The organism is Olsenella sp. AGMB03486 (genome assembly GCF_040884255.1).
Taxonomy (GTDB): Bacteria; Actinomycetota; Coriobacteriia; order Coriobacteriales; family Atopobiaceae; genus Olsenella_L; species Olsenella_L kribbiana.
In genome coordinates this window covers 1-22,248 of sequence record NZ_JBEVTM010000020.1, presented here as the reverse complement: position 1 = coordinate 22,248, position 22,248 = coordinate 1, and the positions used below count along the sequence as shown (strand labels likewise).

Here is a 22,248-nt window from a genome sequence, read left to right as displayed (position 1 = left end):
TCTGACAAGGGAAACGAAAGGATGCCGCACACAATGAACAGCAACAATCTGAATCCGCAGGTGACCCGTCGCTCGATGCTCGGCCTTGCGGCTCTGGCAGGCTCTGCGCTTGCGCTCTCCGGCTGCGATACGGACTCTGATTCCGATGCCAGCTCGACGGGCACGGATGCCACGATCGAGGGTGCCTACGATTCCAATGGTGCCCAGCTGGTGATCTCTACCTGGGGCTTCAACTCCGACCAGAAGCGCGAGCTTGTCTTCGAGCCGTTCGAGAAGGCCTTCAACTGCACGATCACGGTCGAGGAGGGCAACAACGGCGACCGCCTTGCCAAGATCCAGCAGAAGCCGGAGTCCTACGATATCATCCAGCTCTCCGACTACTACATGCAGCAGGCAATCGATGCCGGCCTCGTTGCCAAGATCTCTCCGAGCGATCTTTCGAACTATGATTCGCTCTACGACAAGGCAAAGACGCCCAACGGCGAAGGCTATGGTCCGGCCTATACCTTCACCCGTCTCGGCATCGTCTATGACAAGTCCGTCATCACCGAGCCGATCACGTCCTGGGCAGATCTGTGGAGGTCCGACCTTGCCGGAAAGCTTACAATTCCCGACTTCTCCACGACGGCAGGCCCGTGGATGCTGAACATCGCGGCCGGCCAGCTTGGCCAGGAGCTCACGGCCGACAACGCCCAGGCTGCCATGGACAAGCTTGCGGAGCTCAAGCCGAACCTCGTGAAGATCTACACCAAGTCCTCCGACGTCGTGAACATGTTCAATCAGGGCGAGGTCTCCTGTGCCGTTATCCTCGACTTCTCGTCGCTGACGATCCAGGAGGCATCCGACGACTTCGTCTGGGTCGATCCGACCGAGGGCACCTGGGGTTCCACGAACGTCACCGATGTCTGCGCAAAGAGCGCCAATGCCGATCTTGCCAAGGCCTTCATCAACTACACCCTCGACAAGGACGAGCAGACCCGCAATGCGCAGACGGGCGACGCGCCGTCGCGTCCGGATGTCGAGCTCACCGAGGACGAGGCCAAGGGCATGACCTACGGCGAGGATGTCGTGAACTCCATCCAGCTGCCGGACCTCGAGCTGCTGATCGAGAACAAGGCGACGTGGCAGAGCATGTGGAACAACCAGCTCAACACGAACGCCTAGCACGCACCGTGCTCCCGGCGCCTCGCAGGGGCGCCGGGAGGTCATTGCACGCCTTTGCAGGGGAGAAGCATGAAGCGCCGCACAAACCATACTCTTGTTGCCATCCTGACCGCTCTGGTCTACCTCTTCCTGGTAGGCCCGCTTGTGGTCATCGCTGTCTCTTCGTTCGGCAAGGAGGAGTACCTGCAGTTCCCGATTACGGGCTTCACGACGAAGTGGTTCTTCCACATGTTCAAGGTGGGAGACTTCGTCCCTGCCTGCGTCATGAGCCTCGAGATTGCAGCGCTTGCGACCGTGCTTGCCCTTGCGATTGGCGTGCCTGCCGCCTATGCCTATAGCCGCCATGAATTCCCGGGCAAGGCTGCCATCAATGTCATCTTCCAGTCGCCTGTTCTTATCCCTGGCATCGTAATGGGCTTTGTCCTCATGCGCTACATCGTGGTCCTCTTCAATCTCCCAATCTTTGCAAGCCTCCTTGTCGGACACACGCTCCTGTGCATCCCCTATGTGATGCGCAATGTCGCCTCTGCCCTCCAGAATGTGGATGTCTCGGTCGAAGAGGCGGCTCTCTCGCTGGGCGCCACAAGGACGCAGATGCTCACCGGCATCGTGCTTCCGAACATCAAGTCGGGCATGCTTGCTGCCTGCATCCTGTCTGTGATCAATTCCTTCAACAATGTCCCATTGTCGGTCTTTCTGTCTGGCCCGGGCACGACGCTTCTTCCCATCGCGATGCTGAACTACGTCGAGTACCACTTCGATCCTACTGTGGCTGCCCTATCGACCGCTCTTATGGGCGTCACCATCATCGTGATGATCGTCGTGGACAAGACGATGGGACTCGACAAGATCGCTTAGGAGCTTACCTATGAAGGCAGATCTTCTGCTGCAGGGCGCACAGGTCTTCGACAGCGCCTACCGCTGCTTCCGCACCGCTTCTGTCGCAATCCTGGATGGCAGGATCCTCTATGCCGGCACAGATGAGGAAGTCTTGAAGCAGATCGAGCCCCAGGAGGTCGCAGACCTTTCCGGACGCTGGGTCATTCCGGGACTCATCGATATCCATATGCATATCGAAAGCTCGATGGTCACGCCTCCGGTGTTCCTCAAGGCCGCCCTGCAGCATGGCACCTCGACCTGCATCGCGGAGCCCCATGAGATTGCCAATGTCTTCGGCACGGAGGGCATCGAGGAGTTCATCCGGCTTGCGCCGGCAGACGATCCGGAACATGCCGAGGTCTTCTTCGGGGCACCGAGCTCCGTTCCCTCGACAGATCTCGAGGATGCCGGCGCTGCTGTCACCCCTGAAGACATCTCTTTCCTTATGAAGAATCCCCGCGTGCGCTGCCTCGGTGAGGTCATGGATTGCCGTACGGTCATCTCCGAACCCCAATCCCGTGCCGCACGTGTCGTGAAGGCGGCCGAAGCATCCCGCACGGTGCCCATCATCGAGGGGCATGTGCCGGCATTTCTGGGCCTCGACCTTGCGCGCATCCTCTATGCCGGCATCGACTCGGACCATTGCGAGCAGACGCCCGAGCGCATGCGCCAGCGCTTCGAGATGGGCATGTTCGTCGAGGTGCAGCTCAAGTCCGTGACAAAGGAAAACATTGCGTATCTGGCAGCGCACCCCGAGCTCACAGGGCTCTGGAGCTTCGTGACCGACGATGTGATGGCAGACCAGCTCCAGCACGATCACCTTGCACGGGTCGTGCGCCAGGCAATCTCGTATGGCCTCGACCCTGCCTCTGCCATCATCGCAGCCACATCGTCTCCTGCAGTACGCATGGACCTGCGCGACAGAGGGCGCATCGCTCCGGGACGCCTGGCAGACCTCGTCGTGCTCGATTCGCTTGAGGGCTTCCATGTGGCTTCTGTCATGCATCGCGGCTGCTGGGTGGACAGAGATTCTGCCGACACCTCGTCCCGCCATGACTTTCCCGAGCGCTACTACGAGAGCATCCATCTGGCGCCACGGACGCTGGACGATTTCGTGCTTTCGGCTCCCAAGGGCGCTGGCGCGGCCGTCAGAGTCCACACGATGGAGATACAGGAGCGGTCGACCTTCACGCCTGATCGGATCCGCGAGCTTCCTGTCGAGGAGGGACATATCGCCTGGAAGAGGTCCGGCGACCTGGCGCTGGCACGCGTCTTCGAGCGCCACCATCACCTGGGCCTTTCGGGCACAGCCCTTCTTTCGGGCGCGTGCCTCAAGGAAGGAGCCGTTGCCTCGACCTGGGTGCACGACCACCACAACCTGCTCGTCGTCGGCGTGGATGAAGAGGACATGGTGCTTGCCGCGAATTCTGTCATCGCACGCCAGGGAGGCCTTGTCGTCGTGCGCGGCGGCAAGATCGTGGCAGAGATGCCGCTTCCGGTAGCAGGCATCCTGACGGAAGATCCGCTTCCTTTGGCAGCAGAAAGGCTTGCAGCCGTGACACGTGCCCTCAGAGACCAGGGGTGGGGCAACAGCAACCCGGTCATGTCGCTCTGCACGATTGCGCTTCCGGTAAGCCCGGCGCTCAAGGTGACCGACCGGGGCCTTGTCGATGTGCGCCAGGCAAAGCTGGTCGATCTTGTCCTGCCGGAAGAAGATGAGGCAAGAGGATGACAAGAAAAGTCCTGATGGATGCCGATCCGGGAAACGACGATGCGCTTGCCCTCATGATGCTTGCGGCGCAGCCTGACATCGATCTGGTGGCGCTTGCGACCGTGGCAGGCAATGTGCCGGCAGACGTGACGGCACGCAATGCCCTCGACCTTGTCGCATACCTCGGCCTCGATATCCCTGTCGCTCAGGGATCTGTACCTCTCCTTGCACCCTATGAGCGGCTCTCTGCAAGCCTCATGGGACCGCGGGGGCTCGGTGCTGCCGAGCTTCCCCACGCAGAAGGCGCGCTCTCGTCTCTGCCGTCTGCCGAGCTCATCTGGCAGATGCTGTGCCGCTACCCGCACGAGCTCGAGATCCTGGCGACAGGGCCGCTCACGAATCTGGCACTGCTCATCCGGCTGCATCCTGAAGCACCCCGTCTCATGAAGCGGCTTGTCCTTATGGGTGGTTCGCGCTTCGGAGGCAATACGTCGCCTGCTGCCGAGTTCAATATCCATACCGACCCCGAAGCGGCACATATCGTGTTCTCTTCGGGCGCACCGCTTTCGATGGTGGGGCTTGAAGTCGGCTATGACCACCGGCTCAGAAGGGAAGACTTTGCCCGTCTGGCCACGTGCGCTCCCTGGATCGGCGCCTTCGCAGGCCAGCTCTTCTTCTATCCCGGAACGCCCGAGCATACGCTCTCCGAGCGCGGGTGGCCGGTCTTCGACTCCCTTGCCGCCGCCGTGCTCATCGACCCTGAGGCTGCCGAGACAGCCGAGTGGTTTGTGGATGTGGAAACAAGAGGCGAGCTCACCTACGGAGAGACGGTGGTCGACGAGAAAGGGCGACTCAAGCAGAAGCCCCAGACAAAGGTGGTCCTCGGCTATCCGCATGACCGCTATCTGGAATTGCTTGCGCAGAGCCTGAAGGCGCTTGACTGAGAGCTGGACCTGGCTGCCTGGCCCGGACGGGCGGCTGCAAGAGCATCCTCTGGAGATGGAAAAGCAGCCCAGAAACGATCTCTGGGCTGCTTCTCTGTTTTTTTGGACAAGCGCCTGCCATGCCGTCCTATCTGGTCTGGGAGGCTGTGCCTTCCTGCAGGAGCTGCTCTGCGCGCTCGGCCCTTGCAAGGAACGCTTCGAGGCTGAAATAGCCTTTTGCCTCTGCCCAGAGCTGGCCTTCTGCGTAGAAGCGAAGCGTCGGGGCTGAGAGCACATCTGCCTGGGCCGCCAGGGCCGGATGCTCGTCGAGCGAGATGTAGACGGCTGCAAGCGGAAGATGCCCCGGTGTCTTTTCGCGTTCGTCAAGCCAGGAATCAATCTTCTGGTGCAGCGCTCCGCAAGGTGCGCAGGATTGTGTCCCGAACTGAAGAAGCGCCAGGGGAGAGCTGGAGATGATATCCTCCAGCTGCTCTCCTGGCGCAAGCTCTCTCAGGTGCATCCTGAACTTAGAGCTGGGCGTCGATGCGGCCCTTGAGCATTGCCTTCGGCATCCCGCCGACCATCTGGTCCACGACCTTGCCATCCTTCAGGATGAAGAAGGCCGGGATGCTCATGACATTGAACTGCTGGGCGAGCTCGGGCTGCTCGTCGGAGTTGACCTTGCCGACCTTGAGGCGGCCCTCATACTCGTTTGCGATATCCTCGACAACTGGCATCATTGCACGGCAGGGGCCGCACCAGTCTGCGTAGAAGTCGACGAGGACGGGCTCCTTGCTGTCGAGAACCTCTTTCTGGAAGTTGTCGGCTGTGAACTGATACTCCATCGTGTCTACCTGCTTTCTTGTCTCATGCACGCTCTGCGTGCTTCGTTTTGTTGATACCCATTCTATGAGGTATAAAATACGGAGCAAGTACGCAGTTTTAATAGATGTGGTAAGGAAAAACTGACCATGGCTACCGGCAAAGACTCTCTGTCGCCCTGCTTCGCAAGTGCCGATGCAAGCATCACGGGATCGGGATGCGCCCTGAGGCGCGTCCTCGACGCGGTGGGCGGCAAGTGGAAGATCCTGCTCCTCGTTGCGCTCTCGCAGTCAGAGGAGCTCCGCTACGGCGAGCTCCGCAAGCTTGTCTTTGGTATCACGAACACGATGCTTGCCTCATCCTTGAAGGAGCTCGAGGCAGACGGCCTTGTGGAGAGGCATCAGTACGACGAGATGCCGGTGCGGGTCGAGTACCGTCTCGCGCCGCGTGCCCGCACCCTCATTCCCATCCTGATGGAGCTCAAAGATTGGGGAGAGGCCCATCTCATGCAGGCAGACGAAGCCTGATCAGGCCCAGCTGCAGCCGCCGTCGATCTCGGACCTGTCGCCGATGCCGAGCTCGTAGCGCTCCGTCGCCTTCATCATGTTGAGCTCGGCGAGCTCGATCTCTCCCTCGATATACGGCTCATAGAACTTGTCGATGCCGCAGGCATCGAGCGAGCAGTCGCCGCAGTCATCTCCCCAGGAGAGGGCTTCTGTGACGATCTGGATGCGCTCCTCGCGCGTGGTATCGGCAATCTTCGTGCTTCTCATAGCGTTCCTTCCGACCAGTCTGTCTCCAGTATGGCACGAAGAGGGAGGGCTGACATATGTTCTGCCAGCCCTCCCTCATGTTCGCTCCTGCCAGATTTTAGACGTTTCCGCACCGGACCCGGTCGAGATAGTTCTTCGCTACATCTGCCAGATGGTAGACGGTCTCCACGGGCGTCGGCTCGTCCGTGTTCATATGCCATCTTGGGAAGAAGCGGGTGATGTGGAGCGTGATGGGATCTCCTTCCGTCGGGATCTCCGAGAGCCACTTCGCGATGCTCTCCACATCCTCGTCCTTGTCATTCATGCCGGGGACGATCAGGGTCGTGACCTCGAGGTGGCAGGTCGGCGTCGCAGCCAGGATCTCGATTGTCTTCTGGACAGTCGCGAAGTCTCCGGCACAGTTGTCGTAGAACTTCTGGTTTGATCCCTTGAGGTCGATGTTCGCCGCATCGATCAGGGGTGCAAGCTCGCGGATGATAGGCTCGTTCGCGCAGCCGTTTGAGACCAGGATGTTCTTGAGGCCGGCCTGATGCGCCAGGACGCCCGTGTCGCGCACATACTCCCAGCTGACAAGCGGCTCGTTGTAGGTATAGGCAATGCCCGAGACGAAGGGACCTTCTTCCCGGAGCCTCTGCGCCGAAGCCACAAGCTCTATCGGCGAGACTTCCTTCCAGGGCACGCCGCCTTCTCCGGTCTGCGAGATCTGCCAGTTCTGGCAGAAGGGGCAGCGCAGGTTGCAGCCGTAGCTGCCGACGGAGAGCACCGTCGTGCCAGGCATGAAGTCGGAGAGCGGCTTCTTCTCTATCGGATCGAGCGCTATGGATGTAAGCCTGCCATAGCTCTCAGAGACGATCTTGCCGTCGCGGCAGACGCGTGCCTGGCAGAAGCCACGCTGCCCTTCCTTGAGCCTGCAGGCATGGGGGCAGACCGGACAGACCGCGGCATTCTCTGGTGTCTTTTCCATCAGCTGTGCCTCACCACTTCGAATCGTTCGAGCTGGACGTCTTCCTCTTTCGGATTGATGCCGCCCTTGCGGGCTGCAATCTTCACCTGCTCCTCTGGCGTATCGATGCCGTCAAGATCGGGCAGCAGGAGCCCGCGCCTGCCGTCGGGCGTCGAGACGATGACGCCGAAGCGCCTTGGGTCGAGCTCAGAGAGGCTGTCGATTGGCTCGGGGTCTCCAAGCACATCGACCGAATAGACAAGCTCGGGAAGCTCCGATTCCTTCACGGCAGAGAAGCGCGGGTCTCTCGTGCCGGCAGAGATAGCGTTGGCGCAGATCTCCTCGGCGAGGTTTGCCCTGGTCGGTGCAATCGTGCCGATGCAGCCTCTGAGCTCGCCGTCCTCCTTCAAGGAGACGAAGCATCCAGCGCGGGGCTCTGTGAGCTCGGCTGGAAGGCTGGCATCAGGAACGATGCGCTTTCCTGTCTTCACATAGGTCTCGAGAGACCTTCTTGCCAGCTGGACGAAGGGGTCCTCATGCTCCTTGCGCTCGTGCATCTTCTCCGTGTGCGCTTCTTCGTACGCTTCGAGGAAGCAGCGGCTCTCGTCGCGCTTGTCGGAGGTCGGCGTGAAGGCGGCAACGCCGTAGCCGACACCGAAAGGGCCTTCGTGGGACAGAAGCTCTGAGGAGACAGGGATGCCGTCAAGCACTCCTGCCATGATCTGGAAGCTCCGAAGACCGCATTCTGCGGCACGGTCTGCGAAGCCCCGGTCCATCGTGAGCAGGCGCAGGAAGTCTCCTGTCTGGAAGATGTCGCAGATCTCCTTGTCGAACTCGGGGCCTTCCTTTGCATATCCATAAGGCCCATCAGCCTTGAGCTTATGGGAGAGGTCGCCCGAGGCGACGAAGACACATTTGCGTCCGAGCTTCTCTGCGGCTGCCTGGATGGCCTGGCCGAGCTCATAGTGGGCAGCAGGGGAGAGGCCAGAGAGGCCGACACGCACATACTTCGCGCCCTTGTAGTGGTGCTCGATGAAATGGACCGGGATCATCGTTGCATGGTCGAGCGAGCTGTCCTGCTCATAGGAGGTGCCGGCAGAAAGGTGGCGCTCCTGCGCAAGCCTGTCGATCTCGTCCGTGAATTCCTCGTCGTAGGCAATCTCGTAGCGTGCTTCCGGTGCTCCGAACTGAGCGAAGGAGCCACGTGCTCCCTTGCCCGGAGAGATGTGGTTGTAGTCCCGGTACATCACGGTATGGGGAGAGGAGATCACTATCGTGTCAGGAGCTATGGCAGCGATGCGCCTGCCCACTTCCTCGTAGGCATCTATCGTCTTCTGGATGCCCTTCTCTTCGCCCCGGCCGACTTCGGGGATGATCAGTGGCGGATGCGGAACCGCGAATGCAGCAGCAATGCCCATGATGTGCCTCCCAAATGCGCATGCACGCGCGACAGAGCCTGCAATGCATTGCTGTATATACCCAGGCATAAACTTTTGAACATGTGTCGGGTTTCATAGACGGCAGGGTTCTGTCCTTGAAAGGACTATGTGCAGCAAAGAAACAGAAAGGCAGAGATAGCTGCTCTTTGGCTATGCTGGATTCGATGCAATGAGGAGGACGGGAGCCGATGGAACAGCGGAGCAGCAGAGGCAGCGTGCGCAGGGCACAGGGGCTTGCCCAGGCAGGAAGGCGTCCGGATGAGAGTCCGGAGGAGTTCCGTGCCTGTGCAAGGAAGCGCCGCTATGCGACGGCTGTCGAGGCGAAGAAGGCTGCAGCCCATGGTGCGCACAAGAAGGACGCGCCGCAGCTCTATGTCTATGCCTGTCCCTATTGCGGAGGCTGGCATCTCACGCACAGAAAGCCGCGCTCTTGAGTGCAGTTTTCGGACAGATGGGCATCCATCTGCCGTATGCTTGTCAGGAAGATGAGTGAAAGCTGCGGGAAGGGGAGCCCATGGACTTCGTATCCGACGATCAGATATTGCTCGGCAGGGAAGCGGAAAGCCGCCATGAGCTGCTCCGCATGCTCTGCGCACAGGCCGAGGCCCTGGGCATCGTGAAAGACGACGAGGCAGCCTATCAGGCCTTCCTGGCAAGGGAAGAGCTCGGTGCAACCGGTCTCACCGAGGGCTTCGCCGTGCCTCATGCCAAGAGCGCCACGATTGTACGCCCTGCGGTCATGGTCTGGAAGAACAAGACCGCCGTACCCTGGCCTTCCTTCGATGAGAAGCCGGTCGATATCGCGGTTGCCCTCTTCGTGCCTGAAGCAAACAGGGAAGAGCATATCCGTCTGCTTTCGAAGACGGCTGTCCTTCTGATGGATTCTGCCTTCCGCACGATGCTCCGGGAGAGCGAGGACGCGCACACAATAGCTTCTGCCATCTCGGATGCACTGGCGCAGGAATAGCTGCCCTGCGTTTCCTGTCCTTTTCCGCCTGCGCCCTTCCAGCATCCGCTGGGAGGGCATCTTCTTGGAGCATTTTGGGGCTTCGGAGATTTTTGGCTACGGGCTCCTTCTTCGGGTAGGTCTTATATGTGCGCGAAGGGAGCGAGAAGAGATGGACAGCATCGAGGAATGGAAAGGGCGTCCAAGCGCAGAGCTTCCGCTCGAGATCGTAGGCGCCTTGGCGAATCCGCATATCACATTGGTGCCTGAGGGGAAGGCAGAGGCTTTGGTGAAAGACTCCGCCCTGGCCCAGGAGACGGGATATAGGCTCGACGACGATGGAGTATGGCAGATTGCCATCTCCTCAAGCCTTCCCGGCGTCACGCCTGACATGCTGCGCTGGCTCTTCTGGTGGTGCCCCAAGGCGGACGAGCGCTTCTGTGCCCTCTATCCTGAATCGCATGAGACGATCCTCTTCCGTGAGTCGGACAGCTCCTATTTCGAGCGCGCCGAGCGTCCCCATTTCCAGGACAACATGGTCTATGTGACGGAGCGCGTAGGCAAAGAGGGTACAGCTTCTGCCATCCGCTTCGTGAAGCCGGAAGAGTGCGCGCTCGATCCGAAGAAGCTCCACCAGGAAGGCGTGCCCTATGCGCTCTGCGCAGAGATCGGCACGAACCGCGGTGCCATGATGCATACGCGCTTCATCGGCCTCTTCCACAAGACAGACGAAGGGCTCCATTTCACAGGCCGCTTCTGGGTTGGCTCCATGCTTCCCTGGAAGTGGATGAGGAAGAGGATGCACTCCGAAGAGGGTGCCCGTGCACTCTGCGAGCATGCCTCCATCGAGGCCAGGAACCTGGCAGAACGCCTGCCTTCGCTCTATGAAGCCTATGGGCCAGGAGATGAGCGCTACAGGCAGGAGCCTGAGCCGAAGAAGCAGAAGAAGCACAGGAAGCGCTGAGAAGAAACGAGGCCAGAAGCGCATGCTTCCGGCCTCGATGCTTTTCCATGCTTTGTGGCAAAGATCACTTCTGCTCGGGCTTGTCTTCCTGTACAGACTGGATGAAGGCGACGGGGTCGATGGCAGGTAGGATGAAGCCATTGAGTGCTGTCTGCGCCGTGAGCGTCACGAAGTTCGAGCGCATGTGCGAGTAGAGCGCCATGACGCCCTGGGTGCGGAGCACCTCTGCCGGATCGGCATCCTTGCCGAGAGCGGACTTCGGGACAGCGACCACGGTGTGGCCTTCAAGCGTCGAGCGCGCATAGACCTTGTCGCGGTTGCCGGTCTCGGTGAGGGCAAGCTTCACCGTCAGGGGCACATCGATGCGCCAGAGCGCCTCGTTGTCCTCTGTGGCCTCCTCGAGCGGCTGCGGGATGGTCGTGAGCGTGAAGCTCGCATCATAGGTATCGGGAATCTCCTCTTCTGCCGTGAACTCGACGCGGGTCAGGCAGAGGACCTCGATGCGGAGCGGCGAAAGAAAATTCTTGCTCATTGAGCGGATCCTTCCAAGCGTGCGGGGCCCGAAGGCCAATCCGGAATCATTCAGACTTCGATGGTAACGCAAATCCGTAGCCTCAGGCCTGGCACATCTGCAAGCGCAGAAAACGGGACAGGGGAGCTCCAAGGTGACCGTATGGCTTTTCAGGTCTGGACTCGTACCTCGGCTATGATGGGATGATGCAGAAGAGCCTGGAAGGGGAGGCAATGGCAGAGAAGAAGAGTGCAGGCACGCATGCAGCAAAGCATGTAGCAAAGGGCAGGAAGGCATCTTCCAAGAGCACTTCTTCTGCCAAGAGCGCCTCTTCCAAGAAGGGCAGCTCTGCCAAGCATGCGAAGAGCGCGAAGGACGGCAAGAGCAAGAAGAAGCTCACGAAGAAGCAGGAGCTCATCCGCCACCGCGTGAAGCTTGTGGCAATCATTGCCGCTATCGTCTGTGCCATCGCCGTCGGCATCCGCCTCTTCATCTTCGAGCCGACGGTTTCGGGCACATTCCATGGGGCAGAGCTTCCGAGTGCCGAAGCTATCGAGACGAGCCCCTATGACTGGAACTTCCTCCTCCGTGGTGTCGATGGCAGGCTCCACTATGTGGTCTCCGGCACAGAGGAGAGCAGGTCTGGCATCGATGTGTCGGCCCATCAGGGAGATATCGACTGGCACAAGGTGCGTGCAGACGGCATCTCGTTTGCAATCATCCGTCTTGGCTACCGCGGCACCGAATCCGGCACGATCCAGCTCGACGAGCGCTTCAGGCAGAACCTCCTCGGCGCCCAGATGGCTGGCCTCAACATCGGCGTCTACTTCTACTCGCAGGCAACGACCGTGGCGGAAGCCGAGGAAGAGGCAGACTTCGTGCTCTCGGAGCTTGGCGCCACGCAGCTTGTGTATCCGGTCGTCTTCGACTTCGAGCCGACAGGATCTGATGGGGCACGCATCTCTGGCATGAGCGCAGACGAGATGTTCGCCGTGGCAAAAGCCTTCTGCGACAGGATTGCCGCCTCAGGCAGGACTGCCATGCTTTATGGCAACTACTACGACCTTCAGGATATGGAGTATACGGGACTCTGGCAGTATGGCTATTGGCTGGCGTCCTATACGGACCTGCCGTCGGCTGACATCCCGTTTGCGATCTGGCAGTACTCGGCAGAGGGTACGGTCTCAGGGATCGATGGGTACGTCGATCTCGATATCGACCTCTCAAAGGTGCTCCAGGCTTCGCTTGCCTAGTCCCTACCAGGGAATGCTGTCATCGAAATCGCAGTTGTAGGGACCGGCATCCTCTGCCGCTCCGTCGTCTTCGCCCTGGGCGAAAGCATCCATCTCTTCCGGATCCCCGTAGAACTCTGCCTCGGTCACCTCGTGCCAGGAGTCATCGGTCCAGTCAACGACCTCGTCTTCCGCACGCGGACGGTTCATGAAGGCCGTGAAGGCAGCCTGGGCCTCCTCGGAGCGCTCCTCCTCGATCCAGCGGCTGCGCTCGGAGACGAGCGTCACGGCCTCGTCTGCTGCCTCCTCGAAGGAATGGGGACGGCAGCGGCGCAGGTATTCTGCCATGCGCTGCATCGTCTTGGGGCCGCGCACGTACTGCGCGAGCGCAAGGCCGAATTCCTTCGGGTAGCCAATCTCCTGCGCTGCCGACACGAGGTCCTGAAGCGCTGCACCATATTCGTCCATCGTGGCTTCCTTTCTTTATGCATGCTTCCTTGCAAGCATAGCTGTCACGCCGGCTGTTGCAGCGGCAAGAACGGAGAGCGCACCTCCCACGAGGCCGAGCATGGAAAGGCCTGAGGCTGTCACGACAGCGCCGCCTACGGCCGTGCCGAAGGAGATGCCGACATTGAAGGACATGGGCTCAAGGGAGCTTGCAAGTGTCAGGGCCTTTGGATGGCGTGTGCGGGCAGCATGCATGAAGAGGGAGACACAGGGAACGGAAGCCAGATACATGAGGAGGGCGAGGGCAAAGATCAGGACAAGGGCAGGGACGGCCGCTCTGCCGACTGCCCAGAGGCCTATGAGGACAGCAGCCTGCGCAAGGAAGGTGACGATCAGGGCGCGCACGCTGAAGCGGGAGTCGATCCAGCCGCCTGCGAGGTTCGAGATGAAGGTCACGGCGCCGTATGCCATGAGCGTCGTGGAAGCGGCAATCGTGTCCATGCCGAGGATGGTCTCGAGGTAGGGCGTCACATAGCCGTAGAACGTGTAGACGGAGCCCTCGCCGAAGACGAAGATCAGCATGGCAGCAATGACCTGGGGCTCCTTGAAGAGGCATGCCTGCTCCCTGAACGTGGCAGGCTCGTCGGTCGCACCCTGGCGCGGAAGGAACCAGAGGCAGAGCGCGCAGGTAAGGATAGCGAGGGCCAGCACGCCGTACATGAAGACATGCCAGTTCACGACATCGGCTATGAACTTGCCGGCAGAGGTTGCGACGACCATTGCGACGGAGTAGGACGCATAGACAAGCGAGAGGGCCCAGGAGCTCTTCTCAGGTGTCGTGAGCTCCGGGATGAACGTGAGGCCCACGGCCAGAAGCGCGCCCGAGACGGAGCCAATCAGGATGCGGGAGACCAGAAGGACAGAGAAGCTGGTGGCAAGGGCGGAGATGATGTTGCCGGCACAGAAGATGAGGCTATAGGCGAGAAGCAGGCTGTATCTCTTGAAGCGTCCGCAGGAGAGTGCAAGCACCGGTGTCATGACCGCATAGGGCAGGGCAAAGAGGCTGATGAGCTGGCCTGCCGTGGCAAGGCTCACATTGAGGTCGGCTGCCAGGTCGGACTCGATGCCGATGACGGAGAACTCGGAGCAGCCGAGGGAAAATCCCAGAAGGACGAGGAGCGCCAGGCAGATACGGGCGCGGACAGGGGAGACGGAAGCTTGGACAGTGCTGGACAAGAGATGTGCCTCACTTTTCTGATCGGATGAGCCCTGTCAGCCTAGCATGCCTGGCATGGGCCAAAACCATCTTCACAGCGGCGCCATCTGCTGTGCTGCCTTGATGCTGTTCTGCAGCTGGCATGTCAGTACACCTTCCTGTCTGCCATGCTGTTTGGGTCTTCAGGAACTGCATGAAAGGTGATTCCCAGTGGCAGAGGAACAGACAGGCACAGAGGCTCCGCTCAAGCGCCGCCAGATGCTCGCGCTCATAGGCCTCGTCGTGGCAGCATTCGTCTTCAATACATCTGAGTTCATGCCGGTAGGCCTCCTTTCCGATATCGCGGCAAGCTTCGCTCTCACCGATGCCCAGGCAGGCTTCATGATCTCGGTCTATGCCGCAGGTGTCGCGGTGCTGTCCTTGCCGCTCATGGCATGGGCATCGCGCTTTGGCTTCAAGGAGCTCCTGCTCTCCGTCGTCCTCATCTTTGCGGCAGGACAGGTGCTCTCGGCCCTGGCACCGACCTATGCCTTCCTGATCTGTGCCCGTCTCGTCGTCGCCGTGGCCCATGCCATCTTCTGGTCGATTGTCATGATCTGTGCCTCGAAGGTGGCAGGTCCTGCCCACGAAGCCCAGGCCATGAGCATCGTGGCGACGGGTTCCTCGATTGCACAGATTGTCGGCATGCCGCTGGGACGTGCGGTCGGCCTCGCTGTGGGCTGGAGGATGACCTTCGGGCTCGTAGGCGTCGTGGCTCTCATCGACCTTGCCTTCCTCTTCCGCGTCTTCCCTTCGCTTCCCAAGGTAGAGCGCTTCACGCTTTCCCGCCTTCCGCATCTGGCAACGTGCGCGCCCCTCATCGTGCTCTTCTGCGTGACCGTGCTTCTTGCGGGAGGGCACTATGTCGCCTATGGATATATCGAGCCGTACCTCAGGGACGTGGCAGCCTTCTCGGCCTCAGGCATCACGGGCGCCCTCATCCTCTTCGGCGTTGCCGGCTTTCTTGCCTCGGTGCTCTTCGGAAAGTTCTATGACGGACACAGGAGAAGCTATCTTGCGGTCTCGACAGCAGCGGTCGCGCTTGCGCTCCTGCTGCTCCTTCCGGCATCCTCATCTGCCATCGGTGAGGCAGCGGACCTCGTGGTCTGGAGCCTCGGCCTTACCTCTTTCGGCATCGCCTTCCAGGCACTCATCATCGAGATTGCAGACCCGAGAGATGCCTCTGTCGCTATGGCTGCCTACTCAGGCCTCTACAATCTCGGCATCGGCGCGGGCACAGCCTTGGGCGGGGTGGCACTCGATGGACTCGGTGCGGCATCGCTCGGCTTTGTCGGAGGAGGCCTTGTGCTTGCAGGCGCCCTTGCCGTTGACTTCCTGTTCCTTCCGCTCTATATGCGGTTCAGAGACGGCGTACGCAAGGCTGCGTAGAGTGCGGGACAAAAACAGACAGGTGTCCATCCATCTGCATCCGTCTGCAGAAAACAGGCCTACGTGCGGTCTGAAGCCGAAAGAGCGGGGTTGAGCACCTCACGTTTCGTGTCGGGTTCAAATAATGTGCCCGGCCACTCTTACTGAAAAGAAGTTCGCGCCGCCGCTTCACCCTTCCATTCTCCAGGCCGAATGGCATGGGGAAGAGTCGCCCGGAGAGCCTGAGATCGTCCGGCTCTTCGGGAAAAGACGATGGGGAAGGAGCGCTTCTCCTTCGTGCGCGCGGAGATTGTGCGCCTTGTACGGGCGGGCTTCGGCATCGAGAAGAGCGAATGCAGAGCCGCAGAGGCCGAAGGAGGCCCTGCCTTCCGGACAAAGCGCTCCCTGCGCCAGGGACCCGAGATGAAAGGGACCCAGAAGCAGGCAGCGCTCAAGAGCCTCAAGAGGGCCGAGGATGTGCGCAGGCATGCTCATTGAAGGCGTGTCCGATTCAGCGTCACAAAAGAAGACGAGAAGCCCTTCTCCCGCTACGAGGCGCTCTCTGCCGTCCCGCTGTCGCTCGAGGACTCATCGAGAGATCTTCGCGCCTAGGAGAAGATGGAGGCGGAGACCGAGGTCTGGCTCCTCGGCACCCATAGGTGCTCGATTTCAGGGACCGGGGAAGAAAGCAAAAGGCCGGCCAGGTGCTCTCCCAGTCGGGCGGCATCGAGGGCAAGAAGGGTGTCCTGTGGTGGGACATCTACCGTTTTCTCAAGGTGCAGCTCGCCATGGATAAGGGCAATGCGCACTACTGCCTCTTCGAGAATGTGGACAGGCTGCTCAAAAGCCCTGCATCGCGGCGTGGCCGTGACTTCGCTATCATCCTGAGCTGCCTTGCATCTCTTGGATACAACGTCGAGTGGCGCGTCGTCAACAGCGCTGCATACGGATTCCCGCAGCGCAGGAAGCGCATCTACATCTATGCAGAGAGGAATGCCTCCTGGGATCTCGAAACAAGGCTCGGCGACAGAATCATGGCAAGGGCATTCCCGATGCGTGAAGCGTCGGAGCGCAGCCATATTCTCATACCGGAAGATCCTTACGATGCCACGCAGCACTTCAATGAGGCAGGCTCCAAGATGTCTCCTTTTATGGAAGCTGGTGTCATGGTCGGACACGAGGTGGTCACCTGCAAGCCCGAAGAAATGTATACGGGCAAACATGCCACACTCGGCGATGTGCTTGTTCCGGAAAGCGAAGTGCCGGAAGAGTTTTACATCCCGGATGAACAGCTCCCGAGATGGGAGTACCTCAAGGGTGCCAAGCGCGAGCCCCGCGTCGACAAGAAGACCGGACATGAATACTTCTACAGCGAAGGGGCCATGGCATTTCCAGACCTTCCGACGAATCCGTCGAGGACCATCTTGACGGGAGAGGGAGGCAAGGGTCCCTCTCGCTTCAAGCACATCATCCAGACCGAAGATGGACGATATCGTCGTCTTGTCCCGGATGAGCTGGAACAGCTTCAAGGCTTCCCAAAGGGGTGGACGAACACCGGCATGACTGACGGAAACAGGGCTTTCTGCATGGGCAATGCACTCGTCGTCGGCATCCCGCATCTCATCGGCATGGAGATAGCCAAGGAAATCGGAAAGTTTGATAGCTAGTACAAATCCATGCCGGCATGCTCCTGCATTGCCGGCATGCACCATGGTCCCTCAAGCGGGATTTCATGAAAAGATTCTGAGGCGCGGCAATCAATCAGCGGCTCTGCGCACCATAAGATGGGACCGGCGTGCGGCTGCTGGCGACAAAAGGGCGAGGCATGAAAGAGGGCAGGAGCGCCTGCTGCAATCCTGCCCTGAGACGACGAAGGGCTCCTCTCTCAGCACAGCAGCCCTAATAGGCTTCCCGGAGCTTCTTCTCGAGCCTCTTTGAGATGCGGACGAGGATCATAACGATTATGTAGTAGATGACAGCGACAAAGATAAAGGGCTCGAAGGCACGGTAGGTGAGCGCCTGCACGGACTCTGCAGCGCGCATCATGTCGGCAAGCCCTATCGTCGCGACGAGAGACGAGCTCTTGAGCACCGTGATGACCTCGTTCACAAGGGCAGGAGCCACGGAGCGCAAAGCCTCCGGCAATATGATCTTGGCCATCATCTTCCCATACGGAAGGCCAAGCGCGCGTGCCGCATCGTATTGTCCCCGGTCGACGCCCTGGATGCCGCCGCGCAGGGTCTCGGATACTGTGGCAGAGCCGTTGAGCCCGAGCGTCAGCACCGACGCGGCAAACATCGTGATCTTGTAGCCTGTGAGCTGCGGCGTCGCGAAGTAGGCGATGAAGAGAAGGACGATGAGGGGAATGCCCCGGAAGATCGAGGTGTAGAAGTCGAGAAGTGCTCTCAGCCACCTGATCGGCAGGACCTTCAGCAGCGCTATCACGGCACCTAGCGCAAAGGCAAGAACAAGGGCGGCCCCTGTCACCTCGACGGTGGTCAGAAGGCCGCTCCAGAACATGGGCATATAGGGATTGAGGACAGAGAAGTTCATGCCTGCGTCCGAGTGCTATTCGCCGGTGCTGTCTCCGACAGTAGAGGTGCCGGCAGCAGCGAAGCCGCCATCGCCCCAGACGAAGTCAGGACCGACATATTTGCTGATGTAGGAATCGATCGTACCATCCTGGAGCATGTCTGCGATGCAGCTGTCGAGTGCCGAGACAAAAGGAGCATCCTTCTGTGCCATGAGACGGTAGACACCGACATAGCTTTCGGTCTCGGAGCGGTCGAGCAGCCCCAGCACGAGGCCGGGATTGGCATCGACCATGGACTGGCCCTCTGCGCCGTCGCAGACATAGGCATCGATCCTGCCGGCGAGGACCTCCTGCAGGCACTGGTCTCCTCCGTCATAGGTATGCACGTCAGCATCAGGCAGGACTGCCGTCACGAACTTGTTCTGGACCGTGCCGGTCGTGCAGGCAATGCTCTTGCCCTTGAGGCCGTCGATGTCTTCGACCTTGTCCCCCATCGTGAGGACGCCGACACGGGGCTCGTAGTAGCCGCGTGTGAAGTCAAAGGTCTCGAGCCTCTCTGCATTCGAGCTCATTGCCATCGTAAACGAGGTGTCGGAGCTCTGGATCGTGGCAAGCGTCGCTGCAAACTCCTGCGGCTCGAAGTCATACGTGAAGCCAAGACGCGATGCCATTTCATCTGCGATTGCGATATCGAGGCCGACGGTCTTCTGGGAGCCGTCTGACTGCATCTCGATGTAGCGGTAGGGCGCAAACGCGTTGTCTCCAACGAAGGTGAGCTTCTTGCCGGAGATGTCATAGCTCGAAGAGCTGTCCGTGGAGGTGCTGGAAGAGCTTGAGCTCTGGGTCTGTCCGCAGGCAGTGAGCGCTACTGGTGCCAGGGCTGCCATACCTGCTGCAAGAGCGAGGAAGCTGCGGCGGCCCATGGGTGCGCTGAAGTTGCTGTGCTGTGTCGTGCTGTTCATGAAACTGCCTCCTGTCGAACAGATTTGGTTCAATCATTGTAGCCTGAAATAATTCCTATTGCATTGCTAGGAAATATGGCGATATGGAATGGAAACGAAATGAGCACGTTAGCCGCACCGAAAAAGTCCCTGTTGCATGCCCCAAGGCTGCTGCCTGCACGGGAACAAACAGGCATTGCATACGAACATATTGTTTCCACTGCCTCCCAAGAAGTTACGTCCTGGTAACCTCGGGAAAACATTTCAACAATCATGAATAAATATTCAATATTTAAGATACGGAACTGAAGGGCGCAGAAATCCTTCAAGGCTCTGTGCATCGGGTTCCCGTTCTTTGTCTGCTCAATGCACAGGGAAATGGTCGTCTGGGAGGTAGGGTATGTCGTATTCAATGTCTCGCCGCCAATTCGTCGGCATCGCTTCGGGCACGCTTGCTGCCACGGGGCTTGCTCTTGCTGGGTGCGGCAGCTCCCAGTCGAGCTCGAGTTCCGATTCCTCTTCCGGCTTCTCGAAGAGCTCCTATACGGTTGCGACCGATACGACCTTTGCTCCCTTCGAGTTCACGGATGCGTCGGGCAACTTTGTCGGTATCGATGTCGATATCCTTGCCAAGGCAGCAGAGCTCACCGGCTTCAAGTATGAGCTGAACTCGCTCGGCTTCGATGCAGCGGTCGCAGCCCTCGAATCCAACCAGGCCGACGCTGTCATCGCCGGCATGTCGATCACCGATGCCCGCAAGCAGAAGTATGACTTCTCTGACCCGTACTATGATTCTTATGTCTGCATGGCCGTCAAGGCGGGCTCCTCGATTTCGGGATACGAGGATCTGAACGGCAAGACCGTCGCTGCCAAGACCGGCACGATGGGCGCGACCTGTGCAGAGTCCCTGGCTCCGAAGTATGGCTTCATGCTGACCTACTTCGATGACTCCTCGATCATGTACCAGGATGTCCTGACCGGCAACTCTGTTGCCTGCTTCGAGGACTACCCGGTCATGTCCTACGGCATCACCCAGGGCAATGGCCTCCAGATCGTGACGGAGGAGAAGGACGACTATTCCACGCCCTATGGCTTCGCTGTCATGAAGGGCAAGAACCAGGACCTGCTGTCTGCCTTCAATGAGGGCCTCTCCAAGATGAAGGATTCCGGAGACTACGACGCGATTGTGAACAAGTACCTGAAGGGCTAGTGCGTGCCGCTTCGGGCAGCCAAGAGATGACATCGTGGGTGCCCGCCTTCGTGCGGGTGCCCCTTTGCTGTCTTGAGCCACAGGGTACAGGGAGGAAGCTTTATGGGTTTTGAATCTCTCGCCGCAACATTCGGCGATGTCTGGCCGATGCTGATGTCAGGCCTGGCAACGACGCTGCAGGTGACCGTCATCTCGCTCGTCATTGCCATGTTCGTCGGCATCCTCGTCTGCCTCATGCACATCTCGCACGTGAAGGTGCTCAGAGGCATCGCAAAGTTCTATATCTGGATCATCCGCGGCACGCCGATGCTCGTGCAGGCCTTCTATCTCTACTTCGCTATGCCGCAGCTGATCCAGTATATGGGCTACTCCGACTTCAGGATTGACGTCGTCACGGCATCCATCCTGACGCTCACGCTCAATGCCGGCGCCTATATCTCGGAGATCTTCAGAGGCTCGATCGAGGCAGTTCCTGCAGGCCAGATGGAGGCATCGCGCTCGCTCGGCGTCTCCTATGCCACCTCGATGCATAAGATCATCCTGCCGCAGGCAGTGCGCATCTGCCTGCCGACGCTCGTGAACCAGTGCATCATCACGCTCAAGGACTCCACGATCCTCTATGCAATCGGCCTGGGCGAGATCATGTACCAGGCACGCATCTATGTCGGGCGTACCATGGAATCGTTCGCGACCTACACGTGGGTCGCTGTGGTATTCCTGCTCATCACGAGCGTTCTCATGCTCGTCTCCCACACCATCGAGAAAAGGATGCATGTCTGATGTCTGAACCCAAGATCAAAGTCACGCAGCTCAAGAAGGCATTCGGCGACAATCTTGTCCTGAACGGCATCGACCTCGAGGTCGAGCCAGGCGAGGTCGTCTGCATCATCGGTCCGTCCGGTTCCGGCAAGTCCACGTTCCTGCGCTGCATCAACAGGCTCGAGGAGCCGACCGGCGGTGACATCTCGATTGACGGCGAGTCCATCACGGCCAAGGGCGCCAATGTCGACCTCATACGCCGCCATGTCGGCATGGTCTTCCAGCAGTTCAACCTCTTCCCGCACTATTCCGTGAAGAGAAATGTCACGTTCGCTCCGGTCGAGCTCAAGCTTAAGACCCAGGAAGAGGCAGACAAGGACGCAGAGCGCCTGCTTTCGCGTGTAGGCCTCGCAGACAAGATCGACGCGATGCCAAGAAGCCTCTCCGGTGGCCAGCAGCAGCGTGTTGCCATTGCCCGCGCACTTGCTATGGATCCCGACATCATGCTCTTCGACGAGCCGACAAGCGCCCTCGACCCTGAGATGGTGCACGAGGTCTTGGACGTGATGCGCGAGCTTGCCGATTCGGGAATGACGATGCTTGTGGTCACGCACGAGATGGGCTTTGCCCACGACGTGGCAGACCGTGTCATCTTCATCGACGGTGGCGTGATCGTAGAGGAGGGCACGCCTGAGGAGGTCATGGACCATCCCCAGAACGAGCGCACGAAGAGCTTCCTCTCGAAGGTGCTGTAATAAGCGTCCTTCATAGAGTGAAATGCAATCAGGGCGGAGCTGTCAGCCAGCTCCGCCCATTTTCTTGGAAACTGCCAGTTTCTGAGCTGCCAAAAAGACGCGGTTGCCTCTGGCGGTGTCTTCGAAAATCAAACAATTATCTATCTGATTCCAAACATATGCATCTAACAGGTAGAATTCAGAAATAGATATTGAACATCTGTTGCAGTCACAGGGCATTCCCTGTCAAGATGGATAGACCAGCGATGTCCGGATGCGGGCGGCGCCTCGATATTTGGAGGTGTTGCCTATGGACGAACTTCATCTGCTCTTGAAGGGAATCCTTGAAGTCCTTCAGGCCCTCGTGCTCGTGGAGGGCCTCATCCGATCCACACTCGACCTCGTCGAGGAGGTGAGGAGACGAAAAAAAGGAGCATAAGCATTGAACGGATAGCGCAGAGACGAAAACGGCCCGGTTGCATCCGGGCCGTCTAGTCAGTTAGTACTGCGCCGCCCGCAGACCTTTTTCACCGAAGATACGGGCATCGCTGGTACTGATTGAAGTATACCCCAGGCGTGCGACTGCCTGCACAGGGTACGGGGAAATGCTGGAGGCGTGCCGCCCTGCTCCGCGCAGCGGTGGATTGAATTTGTAAGCGCAACACTGCAATCCGAAGCGCAACGGTTGCAGCAG

General features: G+C 59.5%; 27 protein-coding genes. 16 read left to right on the top strand and 11 right to left on the bottom strand.

The annotated features are described in order from the left end of the window. Positions 1-33: 33 nt before the first annotated feature. The 4 genes from ABVS03_RS09540 to ABVS03_RS09525 all read left to right on the top strand — a co-directional run bounded on the left by ABVS03_RS09540 (position 34) and on the right by ABVS03_RS09525 (position 4,698). The gene (locus ABVS03_RS09540) at positions 34-1,164 is read left to right on the top strand and encodes an ABC transporter substrate-binding protein (RefSeq protein WP_368018920.1); all 1,131 of its coding nucleotides are present in this window, start codon (positions 34-36) and stop codon (positions 1,162-1,164) included. A 69-nt stretch (positions 1,165-1,233) separates the two neighbouring features. Next, positions 1,234-2,022 (top strand): ABC transporter permease, encoded by a 789-nt coding sequence (locus ABVS03_RS09535; protein ID WP_330972066.1) that lies wholly within the window; start codon positions 1,234-1,236, stop codon positions 2,020-2,022. 10 nt (positions 2,023-2,032) lie between these two features. Then, a complete protein-coding gene (locus ABVS03_RS09530) occupies positions 2,033-3,775 on the top strand; it encodes an adenine deaminase C-terminal domain-containing protein (RefSeq protein WP_368018919.1) in 1,743 nt (580 codons plus the stop codon). Next, positions 3,772-4,698 carry a nucleoside hydrolase gene (locus tag ABVS03_RS09525; protein ID WP_368018918.1) on the top strand — a complete coding sequence of 309 codons (927 nt, stop codon included), beginning with the start codon at positions 3,772-3,774 and terminating at the stop codon, positions 4,696-4,698. Before ABVS03_RS09530 ends, ABVS03_RS09525 begins: the two co-directional genes overlap by 4 nt. A gap of 127 nt (positions 4,699-4,825) precedes the next feature. On the opposite strand, the gene ABVS03_RS09520 is transcribed toward ABVS03_RS09525, so the two are convergent. Both ABVS03_RS09520 and trxA read right to left on the bottom strand, forming a co-directional pair. Continuing rightward, positions 4,826-5,197, bottom strand: coding sequence for a thioredoxin family protein (locus ABVS03_RS09520; RefSeq protein WP_368018917.1), 372 nt, complete (start codon positions 5,195-5,197; stop codon positions 4,826-4,828). Between the two features lie 7 nt (positions 5,198-5,204). Beyond that, positions 5,205-5,522 carry a thioredoxin gene (gene trxA, locus ABVS03_RS09515; protein WP_330972070.1) on the bottom strand — a complete coding sequence of 106 codons (318 nt, stop codon included), beginning with the start codon at positions 5,520-5,522 and terminating at the stop codon, positions 5,205-5,207. A 126-nt stretch (positions 5,523-5,648) separates the two neighbouring features. Here trxA and ABVS03_RS09510 point away from each other — a divergent pair, with 126 nt between their 5' ends. Continuing rightward, positions 5,649-6,026 (top strand): winged helix-turn-helix transcriptional regulator, encoded by a 378-nt coding sequence (locus tag ABVS03_RS09510; RefSeq protein ID WP_368018916.1) that lies wholly within the window; start codon positions 5,649-5,651, stop codon positions 6,024-6,026. On the opposite strand, the gene ABVS03_RS09505 is transcribed toward ABVS03_RS09510, so the two are convergent. From ABVS03_RS09505 to amrA, 3 genes are all read right to left on the bottom strand, one after another. Further along, complete coding sequence (locus tag ABVS03_RS09505) at positions 6,027-6,272, bottom strand: hypothetical protein (RefSeq protein ID WP_330972072.1); 246 nt, start codon at positions 6,270-6,272, stop codon at positions 6,027-6,029. It abuts the gene before it with no gap. A 97-nt stretch (positions 6,273-6,369) separates the two neighbouring features. Further along, positions 6,370-7,236 carry an AmmeMemoRadiSam system radical SAM enzyme gene (gene amrS / locus ABVS03_RS09500; protein ID WP_368018915.1) on the bottom strand — a complete coding sequence of 289 codons (867 nt, stop codon included), beginning with the start codon at positions 7,234-7,236 and terminating at the stop codon, positions 6,370-6,372. Next, positions 7,236-8,633, bottom strand: coding sequence for an AmmeMemoRadiSam system protein A (gene amrA / locus ABVS03_RS09495; protein ID WP_368018914.1), 1,398 nt, complete (start codon positions 8,631-8,633; stop codon positions 7,236-7,238). Before amrA ends, amrS begins: the two co-directional genes overlap by 1 nt. 209 nt (positions 8,634-8,842) lie before the next feature. On the opposite strand from amrA, the gene ABVS03_RS09490 reads away from it, so the two are divergent. The 3 genes from ABVS03_RS09490 (at position 8,843) to ABVS03_RS09480 (ending at position 10,564) form a co-directional block, all read left to right on the top strand. Further along, positions 8,843-9,088 carry a hypothetical protein gene (locus ABVS03_RS09490; protein ID WP_330972075.1) on the top strand — a complete coding sequence of 82 codons (246 nt, stop codon included), beginning with the start codon at positions 8,843-8,845 and terminating at the stop codon, positions 9,086-9,088. Between the two features lie 80 nt (positions 9,089-9,168). Next, a complete protein-coding gene (locus ABVS03_RS09485; protein WP_368018913.1) occupies positions 9,169-9,621 on the top strand; it encodes a PTS sugar transporter subunit IIA in 453 nt (150 codons plus the stop codon). A 151-nt stretch (positions 9,622-9,772) separates the two neighbouring features. After that, complete coding sequence (locus tag ABVS03_RS09480) at positions 9,773-10,564, top strand: hypothetical protein (RefSeq protein ID WP_368018912.1); 792 nt, start codon at positions 9,773-9,775, stop codon at positions 10,562-10,564. A gap of 64 nt (positions 10,565-10,628) precedes the next feature. On the opposite strand, the gene ABVS03_RS09475 is transcribed toward ABVS03_RS09480, so the two are convergent. Beyond that, positions 10,629-11,096: a hypothetical protein gene (locus ABVS03_RS09475; RefSeq protein ID WP_368018911.1), complete on the bottom strand. Its 468-nt coding sequence runs from the start codon at positions 11,094-11,096 to the stop codon at positions 10,629-10,631. Between the two features lie 212 nt (positions 11,097-11,308). Here ABVS03_RS09475 and ABVS03_RS09470 point away from each other — a divergent pair, with 212 nt between their 5' ends. Beyond that, positions 11,309-12,328: a glycoside hydrolase family 25 protein gene (locus tag ABVS03_RS09470; RefSeq protein ID WP_368018910.1), complete on the top strand. Its 1,020-nt coding sequence runs from the start codon at positions 11,309-11,311 to the stop codon at positions 12,326-12,328. A gap of 3 nt (positions 12,329-12,331) precedes the next feature. On the opposite strand, the gene ABVS03_RS09465 is transcribed toward ABVS03_RS09470, so the two are convergent. Next, positions 12,332-12,775, bottom strand: a complete 444-nt coding sequence (locus ABVS03_RS09465) for a hypothetical protein (RefSeq protein WP_368018909.1) — start codon at positions 12,773-12,775, stop codon at positions 12,332-12,334. A 15-nt stretch (positions 12,776-12,790) separates the two neighbouring features. Beyond that, positions 12,791-13,990 (bottom strand): MFS transporter, encoded by a 1,200-nt coding sequence (locus ABVS03_RS09460; RefSeq protein WP_368018908.1) that lies wholly within the window; start codon positions 13,988-13,990, stop codon positions 12,791-12,793. A gap of 190 nt (positions 13,991-14,180) precedes the next feature. Here ABVS03_RS09460 and ABVS03_RS09455 point away from each other — a divergent pair, with 190 nt between their 5' ends. The 3 genes from ABVS03_RS09455 (at position 14,181) to dcm (ending at position 17,044) form a co-directional block, all read left to right on the top strand. Continuing rightward, on the top strand, positions 14,181-15,398 hold the full coding sequence (locus ABVS03_RS09455; protein ID WP_368018907.1) for an MFS transporter: 1,218 nt from the start codon (positions 14,181-14,183) through the stop codon (positions 15,396-15,398). 252 nt (positions 15,399-15,650) lie between these two features. Further along, positions 15,651-15,875, top strand: coding sequence for a hypothetical protein (locus tag ABVS03_RS09450; RefSeq protein WP_368018906.1), 225 nt, complete (start codon positions 15,651-15,653; stop codon positions 15,873-15,875). A 206-nt stretch (positions 15,876-16,081) separates the two neighbouring features. Further along, positions 16,082-17,044 carry a DNA (cytosine-5-)-methyltransferase gene (dcm, locus tag ABVS03_RS09445; RefSeq protein WP_368018905.1) on the top strand — a complete coding sequence of 321 codons (963 nt, stop codon included), beginning with the start codon at positions 16,082-16,084 and terminating at the stop codon, positions 17,042-17,044. A gap of 232 nt (positions 17,045-17,276) precedes the next feature. On the opposite strand, the gene ABVS03_RS09440 is transcribed toward dcm, so the two are convergent. Both ABVS03_RS09440 and ABVS03_RS09435 read right to left on the bottom strand, forming a co-directional pair. Further along, positions 17,277-17,930, bottom strand: coding sequence for an amino acid ABC transporter permease (locus tag ABVS03_RS09440; protein WP_368018904.1), 654 nt, complete (start codon positions 17,928-17,930; stop codon positions 17,277-17,279). A 15-nt stretch (positions 17,931-17,945) separates the two neighbouring features. Then, positions 17,946-18,872: a substrate-binding periplasmic protein gene (locus ABVS03_RS09435; RefSeq protein WP_368018903.1), complete on the bottom strand. Its 927-nt coding sequence runs from the start codon at positions 18,870-18,872 to the stop codon at positions 17,946-17,948. Positions 18,873-19,251: 379 nt separating this feature from the next. Here ABVS03_RS09435 and ABVS03_RS09430 point away from each other — a divergent pair, with 379 nt between their 5' ends. From ABVS03_RS09430 to ABVS03_RS09415, 4 genes are all read left to right on the top strand, one after another. Further along, positions 19,252-20,061: a transporter substrate-binding domain-containing protein gene (locus ABVS03_RS09430; RefSeq protein WP_368018902.1), complete on the top strand. Its 810-nt coding sequence runs from the start codon at positions 19,252-19,254 to the stop codon at positions 20,059-20,061. A 102-nt stretch (positions 20,062-20,163) separates the two neighbouring features. Beyond that, complete coding sequence (locus ABVS03_RS09425; RefSeq protein WP_368018901.1) at positions 20,164-20,841, top strand: amino acid ABC transporter permease; 678 nt, start codon at positions 20,164-20,166, stop codon at positions 20,839-20,841. Then, positions 20,841-21,575, top strand: a complete 735-nt coding sequence (locus ABVS03_RS09420) for an amino acid ABC transporter ATP-binding protein (protein WP_368018900.1) — start codon at positions 20,841-20,843, stop codon at positions 21,573-21,575. The genes ABVS03_RS09425 and ABVS03_RS09420 overlap by 1 nt, the downstream gene beginning before the upstream one ends. Before the next feature lie 289 nt (positions 21,576-21,864). Next, complete coding sequence (locus ABVS03_RS09415; protein WP_368018899.1) at positions 21,865-21,993, top strand: hypothetical protein; 129 nt, start codon at positions 21,865-21,867, stop codon at positions 21,991-21,993. 60 nt (positions 21,994-22,053) lie between these two features. Here ABVS03_RS09415 and ABVS03_RS09410 read toward each other — a convergent pair. Continuing rightward, on the bottom strand, positions 22,054-22,248 hold a 195-nt coding region (locus ABVS03_RS09410), incomplete at its 5' end, for a hypothetical protein (RefSeq protein ID WP_368018898.1).